Annotated in this window: 14 protein-coding genes; 7 read left to right on the top strand and 7 right to left on the bottom strand. The window is 70.9% G+C overall.

The features are described 5' to 3' along the window. From NON22_RS11365 to NON22_RS11355, 3 genes are all read left to right on the top strand, one after another. The coding region (locus NON22_RS11365; protein WP_257387049.1) for a hypothetical protein at window positions 1-537 on the top strand (537 nt) is incomplete at its 5' end. Between the two features lie 295 nt (window positions 538-832). Further along, window positions 833-1,843: an alpha/beta hydrolase gene (locus tag NON22_RS11360; RefSeq protein ID WP_257387048.1), complete on the top strand. Its 1,011-nt coding sequence runs from the start codon at window positions 833-835 to the stop codon at window positions 1,841-1,843. Window positions 1,844-2,144: 301 nt separating this feature from the next. Beyond that, entirely contained in the window at window positions 2,145-3,815 is a 1,671-nt protein-coding gene (locus tag NON22_RS11355) for a tail fiber domain-containing protein (protein WP_257387047.1), read from the top strand. Between the two features lie 231 nt (window positions 3,816-4,046). Here the strand turns inward: NON22_RS11355 and NON22_RS11350 are convergent, their stop codons facing one another. Next, a complete protein-coding gene (locus tag NON22_RS11350) occupies window positions 4,047-5,867 on the bottom strand; it encodes a glycosyltransferase family 39 protein (RefSeq protein ID WP_257387046.1) in 1,821 nt (606 codons plus the stop codon). A 144-nt stretch (window positions 5,868-6,011) separates the two neighbouring features. Here NON22_RS11350 and NON22_RS11345 point away from each other — a divergent pair, with 144 nt between their 5' ends. After that, window positions 6,012-6,590: an HD domain-containing protein gene (locus tag NON22_RS11345; protein WP_257387045.1), complete on the top strand. Its 579-nt coding sequence runs from the start codon at window positions 6,012-6,014 to the stop codon at window positions 6,588-6,590. Between the two features lie 178 nt (window positions 6,591-6,768). On the opposite strand, the gene NON22_RS11340 is transcribed toward NON22_RS11345, so the two are convergent. The 3 genes from NON22_RS11340 to NON22_RS11330 all read right to left on the bottom strand — a co-directional run bounded on the left by NON22_RS11340 (window position 6,769) and on the right by NON22_RS11330 (window position 11,214). Continuing rightward, window positions 6,769-7,878, bottom strand: coding sequence for a hypothetical protein (locus tag NON22_RS11340; RefSeq protein ID WP_257387044.1), 1,110 nt, complete (start codon window positions 7,876-7,878; stop codon window positions 6,769-6,771). A 221-nt stretch (window positions 7,879-8,099) separates the two neighbouring features. Further along, a complete protein-coding gene (locus tag NON22_RS11335) occupies window positions 8,100-9,179 on the bottom strand; it encodes a hypothetical protein (protein WP_257387043.1) in 1,080 nt (359 codons plus the stop codon). A gap of 1,018 nt (window positions 9,180-10,197) precedes the next feature. Further along, window positions 10,198-11,214 carry a hypothetical protein gene (locus NON22_RS11330; protein WP_257387042.1) on the bottom strand — a complete coding sequence of 339 codons (1,017 nt, stop codon included), beginning with the start codon at window positions 11,212-11,214 and terminating at the stop codon, window positions 10,198-10,200. Window positions 11,215-11,521: 307 nt separating this feature from the next. On the opposite strand from NON22_RS11330, the gene NON22_RS11325 reads away from it, so the two are divergent. Then, complete coding sequence (locus NON22_RS11325) at window positions 11,522-11,707, top strand: hypothetical protein (RefSeq protein ID WP_257387041.1); 186 nt, start codon at window positions 11,522-11,524, stop codon at window positions 11,705-11,707. 91 nt (window positions 11,708-11,798) lie between these two features. Here the strand turns inward: NON22_RS11325 and NON22_RS11320 are convergent, their stop codons facing one another. After that, on the bottom strand, window positions 11,799-12,161 hold the full coding sequence (locus tag NON22_RS11320) for a hypothetical protein (protein ID WP_257387040.1): 363 nt from the start codon (window positions 12,159-12,161) through the stop codon (window positions 11,799-11,801). Window positions 12,162-12,330: 169 nt separating this feature from the next. Here NON22_RS11320 and NON22_RS11315 point away from each other — a divergent pair, with 169 nt between their 5' ends. After that, window positions 12,331-13,236: a spherulation-specific family 4 protein gene (locus NON22_RS11315; protein WP_257387039.1), complete on the top strand. Its 906-nt coding sequence runs from the start codon at window positions 12,331-12,333 to the stop codon at window positions 13,234-13,236. 111 nt (window positions 13,237-13,347) lie between these two features. On the opposite strand, the gene NON22_RS11310 is transcribed toward NON22_RS11315, so the two are convergent. Both NON22_RS11310 and NON22_RS11305 read right to left on the bottom strand, forming a co-directional pair. Further along, window positions 13,348-14,085 carry a hypothetical protein gene (locus NON22_RS11310; RefSeq protein ID WP_257387038.1) on the bottom strand — a complete coding sequence of 246 codons (738 nt, stop codon included), beginning with the start codon at window positions 14,083-14,085 and terminating at the stop codon, window positions 13,348-13,350. A 178-nt stretch (window positions 14,086-14,263) separates the two neighbouring features. Further along, the gene (locus tag NON22_RS11305) at window positions 14,264-14,587 is read right to left on the bottom strand and encodes a hypothetical protein (protein ID WP_257387037.1); all 324 of its coding nucleotides are present in this window, start codon (window positions 14,585-14,587) and stop codon (window positions 14,264-14,266) included. On the opposite strand from NON22_RS11305, the gene NON22_RS11300 reads away from it, so the two are divergent. Beyond that, a partial coding sequence (locus NON22_RS11300; protein ID WP_257387036.1) for a hypothetical protein occupies window positions 14,586-14,813 on the top strand: 228 nt, incomplete at its 3' end. The genes NON22_RS11305 and NON22_RS11300 overlap by 2 nt on opposite strands.

Below are 14,813 nucleotides of genomic sequence, written 5' to 3'. Positions count from 1 at the left end.
GCGCTGCTGCGCGCGACCCTGGCCCCGACCGCGCCGCCGCCCGACCTCGGCGAGCCGCTGCAGGGCGTGCTCGACACGGCGGAAGTCGGCACCTCGCTGCGCCGCCGCGCGATCGACGCGGTGCCGCTGCCGCGCTACGCGGCCGTCGTCGGCCTGTGCCGCCCCGACCGCGCACCGGCCGCGACCGACGCCGCGCTGCGCGCCGACTGCGACGCGTTCGCGCAGCTCGCACTGGAGGCGCCCAACGCCGGCATCCTGTCACGCATGGTCGCGAGCGCGATCCTGCGCCGCCTGCATCCCGACGATGCGATGGGCCGCAAGGCCTACGACTACCGGCGCCAGTATGTCTGGCTGGCCGAACAGTTCGCCGGGCGGCGCTTCGACGCCGAACGGCTGCAGCAGGATCTCGCGCGCTACGGCGAATGGGAGGCCTGGCTGCGCATGGCCGACCGCAGCGGCGTCGCGCGCCTGCCGCCGGTCGACTGGAAACCGAAATACCCGCAAGCGCTGCTGCTCGCGGAGCAGCGCAAGCCGTAGACGGCGGCGCCGGCTGCTCCGGGCCGACGGGCATTCGCGCGGCGACGCGTGCGGCACCGCCTGCCGTTTCGCCGCGTTGCCGGCAGCGCGGCGCATCCTGCTGCCGCGGGCCAGCACGCTCCACGACGACGGCGGAGCACGAACGTACATTGAAATTTACTTGATTCTTTCAACGATACGCCTCCGACGAGCGGCGTCTCCCCGGCGCCCTTCCACCGCGTCGCACCCGGCCGGCGCAAACACGCGAGCGACGCCGCGGCCTACAATCGCGCGTCGCCGACGTCGTCCGTTGCCCATGCCGCACTACCTGACCAGTCTTTTCGCCGCGGCGCTGCTGGCCGCCTGCTCCGCGCCGTCCCCGACGGCCGTGGCTCCGCCGACGCGGGAGAGCGCAACCGCGCCGGCGCGCGACGCGGCGGATTCGGCGAATGCACCGGCCGCCGCGCCGCCGGCGGCGCCGGACACCGCGGCCGCACCGTATGTCCTGAGCAACACCGAAGTCCACGCGCTGCAGTCCGCCGCGCTCGGCCGCCGCTATCCGCTGCTCGTGAGCCTGCCGCGCGACTACGCGGCCTCGGCCGGACGGCGCTATCCGGTGCTCTACGTCACCGACGTCAACTACGCGTTTCCGCTAGTGCGCAGCATCGCCGCGATGGTCGGCGACAAGGGCGCCGGGCTCGAGGACTTCATCCTCGTCGGCCTTGGCTACGCGGACGGCGACACGCCGCCCTACAGCCGCCGCCGCGACTACACGCCGACGCGCAACGGTCCGCGCGATGCAGAGTCCGACGAATCGGGCCGGCCGCCGCTGCACGGCGAGGCCGAGGCCTATCGCCGTTTCATCGCCGAGGAGGTGTTTCCGTTCGTCGAGGCGCACTACCGCGCCGACCCGGCGCGGCGCATCTTCGCCGGCCATTCCTACGGCGCGCTGTTCGGCGCCCACGTGCTGCTGACCGAGCCGCGCATGTTCGAGCGCTACATCCTGAGCAGCCCGTCGCTGTGGTTCGACGACCGCGTCATGCTCGAACGCGAGAGCCGCTACGCCCTGGGTCACGACGATCTGCCGGCCAAGGTGTTCTTCGCGATCGGCAGCTACGAGACGGTGAAACCCGGCTCGGGCGAGCGGCGCTACAACCGCACACGCGACATGGTCGCCGACCTGCGCGCGTTCGAGGCGCGGCTGGCCTCGCGCCGCTACCCGAATCTGACCGTGGACTCCACCCTCGTCGCCGACGAGGACCATCTGAGCGCCTACCCGGTCGCGATCACGCGCGGGCTGCGCTGGGCGCTGCCGGCGCGGCGCTGAGCCCGGCAGCACCGCATGCGCCTGTTCGCTGGGCCGCCGCGACGGCGTTGAGACTACGGCGGCGATGATCCGAGGCGGGCCCAAACTGCGCTAGTCTGCCAAGGGATCACCGGAAAAGCCCGCAATACCGGATCAGTCCGCGGAAAGCAGACGCCGAACTCGACCTCATCAGCATGTTCGCCTGCCGCCGGCAGCCGCCATGCAACGGTCGATGGTCCGAAGCCTCTGCAGATCGCAGGCTGCCGCTGCTGCACCGGTATCCGTTTTTCGACGCAGGACCGCATACGACCGGGAGAACACCATGGCTGACTTCGTTTGCAAACGGCGCGCCGTCGCCACCGCTCTGATCCTCGCATTGAGTCTGGCCGGCAGCGCCGCCTTCGCGGCCACGGCCGTGCCCGCCGCGGGCGGCGTACAGCTCACCTCGGCGCTGCGCGCGCCGGCGTACGAGCTGCGCGTCGCCGGCCCGGCCGGCTTCCTCTACCAGCAGACGTTCGCCGCCGGCCAGTCCCTGGTCATCGCGACGCCGGCCGGCGGCTGGACCGACGGCGACTACCGCTACGAGATCGTCGCGACCCAGACGGCGACGCGCCAGCGCGGCGCCGACGAAACCAGCGGGACGGCCGCGCCGGCCCAGGTCGAGAACGGCAGCTTCATCGTACGCAACGGCAACGTGCTGCTGGCCGACGGCGTGTTCGCCGCGCGCCAGGACGACGGCCAGAACGCCTCGCCGGTGCCGAACGACCAAGTCATTCCCGACGACCTCATCGTGCAGGGCAGCACCTGCGTCGGCCTCGACTGCGTCAACAACGAGAGCTTCGGCTTCGACACGATACGCCTGAAGGAAAACAACACGCGCATCAAGTTCGACGACACCTCGACCGGCACGGGCTTCCCGGCGACGGACTGGCAGCTGACCGCCAACGACAGCGCGTCGGGCGGTCAGAACAAGTTCTCGATCGAGGACGTGACCGCGGTGACCGTGCCGTTCACGGTGACCGGCGGCGCGCCGAGCAATTCGATCTTCGTGGATTCGACCGGCCGCGTCGGCTTCCGCACCGCCACGCCGGTGCTCGACCTGCACGTGTTCGACAGCGACACCCCGGCGCTGCGCCTGGAGCAGTCCGGCGCCGGCGGCTTCACGCCGCAGACCTGGGACGTGGCCGGCAACGAAGCGAACTTCTTCGTGCGCGACGTGACCAGCGGCAGCCGCCTGCCGTTCCGCATCCGCCCGGGCGCGCCGACGAGCTCGCTCGACATCTCCGCGGCCGGCAACGTCGGCATCGGCACGGCCTCGCCGACGGTCAAGCTCAACGTGGTCGGCAGCGACGGCACGACGACGCAGCTGCTCGTGCAGGAGAACAATGCGACCGCGAGCGGCCGCGACCTGATGCGCCTGGAAAACAAGGGCCCGACGCGCTTCCGCATGAAGAACACCAACACCAACAACGAGTGGAGCATCAACGCGCACGACTCGGACTTCCGCATCACGCCGGCCGGCTCGGCGACGGTCGCGATGACGATATTCCCGACCGGCAACGTCACGATCGCAGGCACCCTGACGCAGAACTCCGATCGCAACAGCAAGGAGAACTTCCGCCCGCTCGATCACAAGGCCCTGCTGCAGAAGATCGCCGATCTCGACATCACCGAGTGGAACTTCAAGGCCGAGAACGAGGCCGTGCGCCACATCGGTCCGATGGCGCAGGACTTCCACAAGATCTTCGGCCTCGGCGAACGCGAAGACCGCATCGCGCCGCTGGACACCTCGGGTGTCGCGCTCGCGGCCGTGCAGGGACTGCAGCAGGAGCTCGCCGAACGCGACAAGCGCATCGCCGATCTCGAAGCGCGGCTGCAGCGCCTCGACGCGCTGACCCAGCAGATCGCGCGCCAGCAGGAAGCGCAGGCCCAGGTGCTGCCGACGGCGTTCGCCGGCCGCTGCGAGGAAAAGACCGTCGCCGCGGGACTCTGAGCGAATCCGGCGCCAGTCTCGAGAGCCGCCCCCGTTCGGGGCGGCTTTTTTTTCGTTCCGTAGAGGCCAGAGCCGCAAGCGCAGCGGAGCACCGCGCGGCATTTTTCGGCGCCGCGTTCGCCCGGAGTTGCCGGAAACCAGGCTCCACGCTTGCCGGTGTTTCTCCCTCTCACGCAACTTCCTCCAAGCGCGTCTCGCGTTTGGGGAGAAGGCTTGGCGCGGCCGGCACGCCTAGAAGATCACGGCGTCGGTGTCGCTGAAGTTCTGTGTGGTCAGCAGCAGCTCGAATTCCAGGCTTTCGCCGGGTGCGCAGCCGGCGCAGCCGTAGACGCGCGTGACCGCATCGGCCGCACGCAGTTGCACGGGCCGCGCGGCCGCGGCGAACTCGACCTCGGCGGCGCCGACGAAGAACGCCGTGGTGGAAATCGCGAGATGTTCGCCGGGCCGCAGCGCTACGCGATAGCGCCGCTGCTCGCGCGGATTCACGCGCGGCAGATGCACGGGATACAGCGGCCGGTCCGGCATCGCGAACGCATCGCCGGCGAGCACGCGCCGCACCGGAAACAGCGCGAGCGCACCGACGCGGCGCGCCGGCACCAGCGCGGCCGTGCGCGCCGTGTCGCGCGCGAGACCGAGCCAGTGCGAGCGCGCCGCACTGTCGCCGCCGGCCTCGGCGTCGCTGCGCATGCAGCCCAGGCGCATTTCCATCGCGTAGTCGTAGAGCAGATGCCGCGCGTAGGCGCCGTGCAGGCTGGGCGCCGTCTCGCCGCAGAGGAACTCGCCGCTGTCGCGCATCGCATAGGCCGGCAGCAACAGCAGCCGCTGCGGCTCGCCGCGCGCGCCGCCGACGTCGAACAGCGCCTGGAAGTCGAACGGCCAGTTGCCGTTGACGGCGAAGCGCGCGGCCGCGACTGCGCCGATCAGGTTGAGCCCGATCGCGAACGCGACGGTCGCGCCGCGCAGCAACGCCGCCGGCGGCGCACGCAGCTGCGCCAGCCCGAGCGCGACGGCGCCGAGCACGACGACGCGCAGCGGCGTGGTCATGTAGTACGTGGTCTGGTGCCGGATCAGCGCCGTGGTCAGCGCAAGGGCCGCGACACTGCCGAGCGCGAGCAGCGCAAGACGCCGCGAATCCGGTTCGCGGACCTGACGCAGCAGTCCGTACAGCCCCGCGCCGAACGCGAGCACGAGCAGCGCCGTCGCCGCGGTTGTCGCCGCCGGCGGCCAGGCCAGCAGCACCTCGAGCCAATAGCGCGTGCCGCCGAACGCGACGGCCTGCAGCAGCGATCCTGCGTTCGCGATCGTGCCGGTGCTCTGCCCGTCCAGCAGATAGGCGCCGCCGGCGCGGAAATCGGCGAAGTCGTTGGCGAGGCTCCAGTACAGATACGGCAGCAGCGGCAGCGCCGCGACACACGCCGCGGCCAGCCAGTCGAGCGGCCGGAACGTCCGCGTCGCGAGCGCGTGCACGAACACGCCCAGACCGATCCAGGCCAGGCCGAGGCTGCTCGGATGCGCATGCAGCGCGAACACGAACGTCAGCGCCATGCCGACGAGCCAGCGCATCCGGCGCCGTTGCACGTAGCGCACGGCGCAGAGCAGGAAGGCGAGGACCAGGGGCGCAGTCAGCACGTAGTGCTGCGGCAGCATCCATTCGAAGCTCGACCAGGCCGGCACGGCCAGCAGCGCGGCCCAGAGCAGGCCGGCGCGTTCGCCGTGCAGCGCGCGGCCGAGACGCCAGGCCAGGATCACCTGTGTCGCCGACAGCAGGCCGAGCAGCGCGACCACGCCGAACCAGCTGCGCGCGAGCGCCAGCAGTACGGCCAGGAGCCAATACCAGACCGGGCCGAGGTGGATCGTGCCGGCCAGCACCGGCCCGGCCAGCGGCACTTCCTCGCCGTGCAGGAAGCGCCAGGCCACGAACAGGTCGCGCGCGAAATCCAGATGCGTCGCCGCATACGGCACGCGCAGCAGATGCAGCGCCAGCAGCAGCGCGAGCAGCGCATGACTGAAGCGCAGCCCGCGCGACGCCGGCGGCGCGGCAAGGTCGTCCATCGGTGTCTCATCCTCGTTCCGGGCCGCGGCGCGTCCCGCGGCGGTGCCGGCGCGCGATGGTAGCCCGCGGCCGGCACGGCCGCGACGCAGGCATGGCCGCGGCTAATTCGGCTAGGCTGTCGCACCGCACTCCGGCCGCCGCCCATGCAGCAGATCGTCGATTTCATTCTCGAGCTGGACAAGCTCAAGAGCGTCACGCGCAAGACCCGGCCGCTGGGCCTGGACCGCTACGAGAATTCGGCCGAGCACAGCTGGCAGCTCGCGCTGCTCGCGACGTCGCTCGCGCCGTATGCGCCGGCGCCGGTCGACGTCGACCGCGTCGTCGCGATGCTGCTCGTGCACGACATCGGCGAGATCGACACCGGCGACACGATCGTCTACGCCGAGCACGGCTGGGCCGAACGCAAGGCTGCCGAACGCGCCGCGGTCGAACGCATCTTCGGTCTTCTGCCGGACGCGCAGGCACAGCGTTTCCTGGCCCTGTGGCAGGAATTCGAGGACGCCGAAAGCGCCGAGGCGCGCTTCGCGCACGCGGCCGACCGCGCGATACCCGTGCTGCTCAATCTCAACAACGAAGGCCAGAGCTGGCGCGAGAACGGCATCAGCTACGAACGCGTGGTGGCGCGCGTGGGCCCGCCGATCCAGGCCGGCTGCCCGGCGCTCTGGAACTATCTCGAAATCCGTCTCGCCGACGCCCGCGGGCAGGGCTGGTTCGGCGCCTGAGCCGGCGCCGGCCGCATCGCGCGCACTGGCACGCTGTCGAGAAACACCTCCTGCCCGGGCGATCCTGCCTGCGATCGAACGAGAGCCGACCGCCGGCGATGATTCCGGCGAACCTGCGAAGGCATCGTCGGCGCCGTTCGATCGGGAAGCGGGCGCACGACCGCCTCTCGGCATCGCGCTAAGGCCACGGCGGCGACCCGGCCGAAATCTGGTTCTGTATGACGTTGCCGCAGGTGCCCGCGCAGTACGAGTTCAGCGGCGCCGTCAGGCCCGCATGGATCACGTTGAGGTAGTAGGTCCGGCCGCGTTCGAGCCGGCAGAAGCCCGGCGCCGTGCCGTCGACGATCCAGCTCAGGTTGCCGCCCGCCGACATGTCGCTCACGGCGCAGCCGACGCTCAGCGGCACGGCCGGCGTCGCGCTGAAATCGCCGCAGGCTTCGCTGATCGTGATCGACATCCTGGCCGGCACGGTCTGCGGCTGGGTTTCCTCGAAGCGGAACAGACCGGCGGTGCCCGGAGTCAACGTGGCCGGCACGGTGAAGCGCATCGCCGCATAGGCGTGGCGCGGCAGGAACAGCCGCTGGTTGACGTTGACGAGGCCCGGGAAGCCGCGCAGCGGCGTGGTCTCGTCGAAATAGCCGAAGATGCTGCCGAACTGCGTCGCGTCGGTCGTGCGCCCGGCGCCGCCGCTGTAGTTGAACTCGACATAGGCCAGCGTGCTGCGCGTGAGCCCGGCCGGCGCGACGCAGGCGCCGCCGCCCGGAACGAGAACCGTGCGCTGCGACACGGCCGGCGCGGCGACGCCGTTGCGGCGGCAGCTCAGCGTGAAGGTGTAGGTGCCGGGCGCGGGCAGGATCACCGGCACGGCATGCGGCGCGGCGCAATCCGCCGCTCCGCTGCAGGCGTCGCCGCTGGTGGGCCAGCCGGCGACCGGCGTCGTGAAGCTGCTCGCGGCGTAGTCGCAGGCATCGGCATCGGCCGACCAATTCACCGCATAGGTTGCGCCGGCCGTGCCGCTGGACGGCAATTCGTTCGCATCGAGGCCGTCGGTGATCTGCGGCGGCGGCGGCGCTTCGCTGCCGGGACAGCCGGGACCGAACCTGCCCGTAGCCGAGAGCACCTGGCCGCTACCGAAAACGCCGTCCGTGCCGGTCGTGATCTGGCAGGTCTTCGGCGAGCCGTCCGGCGCAGTCCAGTGCACTTCTATCGTGACCTGCGCATTCGCAGTCGCGGCAAACAGAACGCCGGCCGCGACCGCCGCGGGCCCGGCAACGTGCAAACGTCGCATCGCGCTTCCCCCTGGAAACATCGACGCGCATCTTCCGCACCGGCCGCCGCGCTTGCGCTAACCGCCGGTTAAACCCGGCGCCGGATCGCCGGGAGACCGCACGAGACGACCGACAGGGCGCACCTCACGCGCCGCCGACCGCAAGACGGAGAAAAGCCCCGGCACAGCGCGCCGGGGCTTTGGAAAAACGCGGCGACGTCCATGCCGCAAGATCCGGCGGCCTACTGGCCGGGCCAGAGCTGCGTGCCGATCTTCTGGTTCTGGATCGTGTTGCCGCAGTAGCCCTGGCAGTACGTCGTCAGCGGCGCATTCAGCGAGGCATGCACGATGTTGAGGAAGTAGGTCTCGCCGGGCTGCAGCTGGCACAGCGCGGCGTTGCTCGGCGAATAGCCCCAGGCCAGCGAGCCGTTGGCCGGCGCGTTGTTCAACACGCACGCGTTGGTCAGCGGCGGCGTCGGGGTCGGGCTGAAATCGCCGCAGGACTTGCTGATCGTCATCGACATGCGCGCGGGGCTCGTCTGCGGCTGGGTTTCCTCGAAGCGGAACGCGCCGACGGTTTCGAGCGCGAGGTCGCGCGGCACGGTGAACTGCAGCGCGACGTAGCCGTTGCGCGACAGGAACACGCGCTGATTCAGATTGACCGTGCCCGGGAACGGACGCAGCGGCGTTTCCGCGGTGCTGTAGCCGAAGATGCTTTCGAAATGCGTCGCGTCGGTCGTGCGGCCGTTGCTGACCGTGTAGTTGAACTCGACGTAGGCGCTCTCCAGCCGCGTGAGTCCGGCCGGCGCGATGCAGCCCGTGGCCGGCGGCGGCGGCGCCGTGACCGTCATGACACGCCGCGACGTCGCGACGACGTCGGAACCGTTGCGCCGGCAGCTGAGCACGAAGGCGTAGTTGCCCGTCGTCGACGGCAGCACGACGGGCACGCGGTGCGCCGTCGCGCAGGACGCCGCGTCGGAACAGACCTCGCCGCTCGTCGGCCAGCCGGTCACCGCGGCCGGCAGGTTGCTGTCGGCGTAGCTGCAGCTGTCCGCATCGGCCGACCAGCTGGCCGTATAGCTCGCGCCGGCGACGCTGCTGGACGGCAGCTCGCTCGCGTCGAGACCGTCGGTGATCTGCGGATCGGGCACCGGCGTCGGCGGCGTGCCGGCGCTCGGACAGTTCTCGCCGAACGTCGCGTTCGCGAGCAGCTTGCCGCTGCCGATGTCGAGCGAGACGCCGGACGCGTCGGTCGTGACCACGCAGGTCTTGACGCTGCCGTCGCTGGCGGTCCAGTTCAAACGCAGGGTGGTCTGGGCCATCGCGGCCGCAGGCAGAACAGCCGCGGCGACGGCCGCAACGAAAAACAGACGCGGAAAGGACATCAACGGAAACTGCCGGCCGGAAAGCGCGCTATGGTGCAACGCCACAGCCGCGGCTGCGCTAACGCGGCGTTAAGCGCGTCCGGCGGACGTCGCGACCGTCCGCGCCTGGCCGTGCGCCTGCGGCGAAAAACCCCTGTATCGACAGTCGATTGGCGCGCGATCCGGGCATGCGGCCAAGCCGCGTGCCCGGTCCGGTCGAGCGGCCGCGACCGTCGTTCCGGCCGCGGTCCGCGGTCCGCAGCGGCCGTTTCCCGCGCGCCGTGGACGTCGATCGGGGCAGCGACCGGCGAATTCCATATCGGCGCGCGCGGCCATTCGGGCCGGCCCCCGGGTCCAGGTCGCGCGCACGCCGCCGCAGTCGTCTTCCCCCACTGCGGAGAGAAGGGTCTGGAAAGCCTTGCCGGCGCGCCGCCGCCGCGCGGCAAGGCCTTGCCTGCGGCCCCGGCCGCAGCGCCGCCGGTCAGCGTCGTGTCGTCGCGTAGGCCAGATCGAAATCGAGCGCGCACTGCAGCGCGCGCGGATCGCCGTCGAGCACCAAGCGCGCAACGAAATGGTCGGCGTCGTCGGCGCGCATCTGCAATATCCCGGGATCGCTGCGCTCACGAGTGAAAAAATGCACCGTTTTCACGAAACGCCCAGGCGACGTTGCCGTGGAACGGACGCAGCTCGAGCAGGCCGGATTCGCCGGCCGCGGGTCGCTGCCGGCCGATCTCCTCCGCAAGCGACAAGGTCCGGCCCGAATCGGCGAGGCGGCTGCCTGCTGTCGGCGTTCTGCAGGCGCCGTGCCGAACTCCGGCGGCGCCGATGCGCGATCCACCGATCCGGAATGATGCGAGAAGAAGAGCGCGTCCCTGCGCGGCAGGCGATCCTGGCGCGAGCACGATGCCCGTGACCGAGTGACGGCGGCGTGATTCCGCACAACGCTTCCGATTCCCGACTCCATTTCCTGCTTCCCCTACAACCGCCGCCGCAACGCATAGAGGCTGTGGTTCCAGGCGCGCAGGCCGTGCACGCGCCAGCCGTCGCTGCCGTCGCGGCCCTGACGCTGCAGCTCCACCGGCGGCGGGAACTGGGTTTCCCAGGGGCCGAGATCGATGTACAGCGAATCGCTGACGACCGCCGGACCGTAGCGCACGAGATTCCAGCCATGCCAGGCGACGAGCTCGCCGCTGCGATACTGCACGGCGACGTCGCAGCGCGCGGACGGATAGACCAATGCCTGCACGCCGCGCGCGCGCAGATGATCGCCGACGGCCTGTAGCCGCCGGTTGTCCAAGGTGGAGCCGCCGCAGGCCAGCGCGAGCAGCTCGGGCAGCACGTCCTCGAAGCGCCGCGCCGGCGTCGGCAGCATGCTGCGCTCGACGAAGTTCGCGAAGAACCAGCGCTGCGCCGCAGGCAGACGCAGATCCAGCACGCCGCCGATCTGCGCGTCGACGATCATCGTGCCGAGGCTCATGAAGAACGGCGAGCGCGCCGCGGCCGCCGCGTCGACGGCGGCACGCAACGCCGGCGAGAAGGCGTCGCGAAACCGCCGCAGCGCCTGGGCTTCGTTCACGGCGAGCAGCACCTGGCAGCCGCGCGGCGTGCCGAGCGCGACCGCGACGTCCTGGCGCATCAGGTCGAAGAACTGCAGCGGGATCTGCAGGCTGCGATAGGCGTTGAGCTCCTCGGCGAGCACGCCGGCATCGTCGCCGTCGGCCGCATTGGCCACGGAAAAATAGCGTTCCCGCGGCAGCTGTCCGCGCTGCTCCGGCCCACGGCCGTCGCCGGAATAGCGCCGGAACGCCGCGCGCAGGACCGGCGCCTCGTCCGCGCCGTCGCCGACGTCGTCCAGCACGAAGAAGCGCGGCGCGCAGACGCGCAGCAGCGCCAGCCCGTCGGCATCCACCGACGCGGCATTGAGCTGGCGCAGCTGTCCGCGGAACGTCGACAGCGGAATCGCGCCGGCCGGCGTTTCTGATCGACTCTCCACCATTGCAGCGTCATCACTCCCTAAAAAAAAACCGGCGCGAGCACCGTCGCGCCGCCGCCGCGCGGTTCCTGCGTTTCCGGGCGCAGCGACGACGGCGCATCGGGGCGCCGTTGCGCCGCGCCGCAGCGATACCGCGTCGCCGTCGGCCGCGATGCGGCGAGTCCGCGCCGCTCGCCGTCGATCGGAACGTACAGGCGACTCCTTTCCACTGACGCCGACAGGCGCGAACTCTCAGGAATGCGTGAACAGTGCGCGACGCGAGTGCGACAGTGTGCGGCCGCGTGGCTCGTCGGCAGCGATCGGGGCCATGGCTTTGTTCGCCCCGAAACCGGTCGAGGAGCGCCGCTACGCTGGGGCTGCCGCACCGAATCACGCAGCGCGGCGGGATGATTCGCCGATCGCGCGCGCCGCCGCATCGATCGGCGGTACGGAACGCGGCGAAGACGTCAATTGCAAACTCTGCAAGTCTCTTGCAGGCACCGCGCACCGCTGAAGATCCCGCTTCGTGCGGCGCCAGTCGGCAATCACGTTGTAGCGGGACAAGAAGCCCACGACCCGCACGCTGGATCTGGCTTCGCGCCGGCCTAGTCGGCAATCACGTTGTAGCCGCGCCCGGCCAGACAGCGCGACACGATCGCGCGCTGCTCGGCGCTGCCTTCGATGCCGCCGGCGATGCCGTAGCTCGTCGCGCTCCAGGCCGCGACATGAGCGACGTCGTCGCCGCGCAGGCCGACGGCAAGCGCGAACAACGCGCCGATCGCGGCGCCGGCCGTGGCCGCGCCGGCGGCCGACGCGGCGGCCGGGCGCTGATCGGCCAGGTGCTGGCAGTCGGCCAGATCGGCCTCGTAGCTGCCGCGGCTGACGCCGGAATCGACGATGGGCCGGTAATTCACGGGCGCGCAGCCCGCCGCGAACAGCACCGTCACGAACAGCCAAGCGCCTTTCATCGCGATTCCTCTGTTGCCTGCCGCCGTCGCGGCAGTCTCCCCGCCCGGCAGGACTGCGCGCATCATTGCGCAGAACGATGCGCCGTGCGACGAGCGTACAGGTCGCCCCGACCGTGCGACATCGCACTGCCGTTCTGCGCCTCCCGCGTATCCGTCCCGGAGCACGACCATGCCGCGACTGCCGCCATTCCGTATCGCCGCCCTGCTCCTGCCGGGTTTCCTGAGCGCCGCCGCGGCGGCCGCGCCGATGACGGCCTTGCCACGGCCGCCTTCCGGCAGCGCGCCGCGCTGGCTCGTGCCGGCCTACGCGAATCCCTGCTGCGACGGCGGCCCGGCGCTGTGGTCGGCGCTGATCGCCGCCGCGCAGACGCGGCCGCAGCAGCTCGCCGTCATCGTCAATCCCGACAGCGGCCCCGGCGCCACGCCGGTCGACCCGAACTACGTCGCCGCGAACGGCCAGGGCCCGCTCGCGACGCTCGCGGCGACCGATGCGCTGCTCGTGGGCTATGTCGCCACCGACTACGGCAATCGCCCGCTCGCCACGGTGCTCGCCGAGATGACGCGCTATTTCGACGCGGCCTACTGGCGCAACACCGGCCTGCGTCTCGACGGCTTCTTCTTCGACGAGATGTCCAACGATCTCGGCCAGGTCGGCTACTACCGCCAGCTGCGCGATCACGCGCGCGCCTTGTCGGCCACGGCGCTGCTGATCGGCAATCCCGGCATCTACAGCTACGGCAATGCCAGCGGCCAGACCGTCTACGCCGCCGCCGACTACGCCCGCGTCTTCGACGTGCTCGTGCTGCACGAAGCCGACGCGCTCGCCGTCAATCACGACTACGAACCGCCGGACTGGCTCGGCGTCTCCGGCGCGGCCGACGTCGGCTTCATCGCCTACGGGGCGGCGACCGGCATGCGCACGCGCGTCGCGCTGAGCCGCATGCTCGCGCGCAACGGCCGCTGGCTCTACGTCACCGACGACACCGCGGACAATCCCTACGACCGGCTACCGGCGTTCTGGACCGCGCAGCTCGGCTGGCTCGACGAACTGATCTTCGCCGACGACCTTGAGTGACCGTTCCGCCGGCGGCCGGCGCAGTTCGTCGAGGAACGCGACTTGCCGCCGTCGCCGCGCCGCAATCGGCCGCAGCACGACGGCCGCGCGACCCGCTCCGTCGATTGCGCGCTACCTGTCCCGCGCGCCGAACGGCGTGCGATACCAGGCCACGAGCCCGGCCAGCAGCAGCAACGCGCCGCACCGGAACAGCCAGCGCGGCCAGGCCGGCGCGCTCGCGAGCAGATCGAGGCTGTCGACGAAGATGGTTTCGCAGGCGCCGTTCTCGATGTCGTCGCGGCTGACCGAGGTGCCGCGATGGAACGCGAAACCCGTGTTGTGGCTGTAGCTCGCGAGGCGGCCGCGCAGACGCACCTGGTCGCCGATGCGCAGGCGGCGTATCGCGCGCGCCACGCCGGCGTCGGCCGTCAGCAGATGGTTGTTCGAGACCGCACGCAGGTCGGCCGCCGTCACCGTCACGCCGCCCGGGTAGCTCATGTAGCAGGTGAACTGCGCGTTGTGGAATTTCATCTGGCGATAGACGCCGTCGACGGCGTTGGCGCCCCAGACCAGGCACAGATCGGCGACGTTGAGATGATCGTTGGCATCGGCGTGAATCGTGTCCCACCAGGTCTCGCTGTCGTGCTGGCTCACGACGAGGCCGGCGATGTCGTAGTCGAACACCGGTTCTATGCGGTAGTCGATGCCGCCGGCGCGGACAGCGAACGCGCGCGGATCCGTCGGCGTCTGGCGCGGCTCTTCGCGCACGAGCGGCGACAGCTCCGGCGGCGCCGGCAAGGTGTCGCGGGCGAACCATCCGGCGACGAGCAGGACGAGACCGGCGGACAGCAGCAGACGGGTTGGCGACATGGAGAGCAGCGGCAGGATTGACTGCCGATCCTGCCACAGGCGGTTTCCTCCGGGCCATCCGCAGCGTGCTCGACGCACCGGGTGAGCAACGCGGAGAAGAAACGGAGACCTCGCCGGAGTTCAGTCGCGCGCCGTCGTTCCCGCGGCCGCCGCGCGCCCGGCGAAACGACCGGATCGCTCAGCCACGCTCCACGCAGATCAGATCGCGCACGGCGGGCAATGCCGAGGCAACCGCGCGCGACGATGCGGGCGTCGTTTCGCTCTCCTCGTGCAGGCGCTCCAGCAGCACGGCCAGGCGCTGGTCCGCGACGCGGTCGGGCGGATCGAGCCCTTCGGCCCGGCGCATGCCGCGGATCACTTCGACGAACGCGTCGTCGAGATGGATCGACACGGCGACGTCGGCGCCGCTGCCGATCGCCGGCAGCAGGATCGTGGCCGCCGCGACGAGCATGCCCAGGCAGATGCGCCTGTGGCTGTCGAGTTTGGGAACGGTCGCGTGCATGGCCATCTCCTCTGCGGGAACGGCGCTGCGGCTCCCCGGCCGCAGATTTCGCGAACACGACACTATCCACACCTGGAAAAGCGGCATTGATGCAGGTCAAGCGCTCGCGGAATCGAAACCGGCGCCGTCTGCGGCGCAGCTTACGGGCCGTGTCGGCCGCGCGGTTCAGCCCAGGGCCGCGGCCGCCGCGGCGCAGCCGGCCACGACGGCCCACGGCGGCGCCCCG

The sequence above is a fragment of the Tahibacter caeni genome (assembly GCF_024609805.1).
GTDB classification, from domain to species: Bacteria; Pseudomonadota; Gammaproteobacteria; order Xanthomonadales; family Rhodanobacteraceae; genus Tahibacter; species Tahibacter caeni.
The sequence above is the reverse complement of the archived record's forward strand: the minus strand, read 5'-3'. Positions and strand labels throughout refer to the sequence as shown.

Excerpts from the sequence above, each read along its gene's own strand:
- NON22_RS11360 (WP_257387048.1), top strand. The coding sequence starts at position 833 with ATGCCGCACTACCTGACCAGTCTTTTCGCCGCGGCGCTGCTGGCCGCC.
- NON22_RS11355 (WP_257387047.1), top strand. The coding sequence starts at position 2,145 with ATGGCTGACTTCGTTTGCAAACGGCGCGCCGTCGCCACCGCTCTGATC.
- NON22_RS11350 (WP_257387046.1), bottom strand. The coding sequence starts at position 5,867 with ATGGACGACCTTGCCGCGCCGCCGGCGTCGCGCGGGCTGCGCTTCAGT.
- NON22_RS11345 (WP_257387045.1), top strand. The coding sequence starts at position 6,012 with ATGCAGCAGATCGTCGATTTCATTCTCGAGCTGGACAAGCTCAAGAGC.
- NON22_RS11340 (WP_257387044.1), bottom strand. The coding sequence starts at position 7,878 with ATGCGACGTTTGCACGTTGCCGGGCCCGCGGCGGTCGCGGCCGGCGTT.
- NON22_RS11335 (WP_257387043.1), bottom strand. The coding sequence starts at position 9,179 with ATGGCCCAGACCACCCTGCGTTTGAACTGGACCGCCAGCGACGGCAGC.
- NON22_RS11325 (WP_257387041.1), top strand. The coding sequence starts at position 11,522 with ATGGCTTTGTTCGCCCCGAAACCGGTCGAGGAGCGCCGCTACGCTGGG.
- NON22_RS11320 (WP_257387040.1), bottom strand. The coding sequence starts at position 12,161 with ATGAAAGGCGCTTGGCTGTTCGTGACGGTGCTGTTCGCGGCGGGCTGC.
- NON22_RS11315 (WP_257387039.1), top strand. The coding sequence starts at position 12,331 with ATGCCGCGACTGCCGCCATTCCGTATCGCCGCCCTGCTCCTGCCGGGT.
- NON22_RS11310 (WP_257387038.1), bottom strand. The coding sequence starts at position 14,085 with ATGTCGCCAACCCGTCTGCTGCTGTCCGCCGGTCTCGTCCTGCTCGTC.
- NON22_RS11305 (WP_257387037.1), bottom strand. The coding sequence starts at position 14,587 with ATGCACGCGACCGTTCCCAAACTCGACAGCCACAGGCGCATCTGCCTG.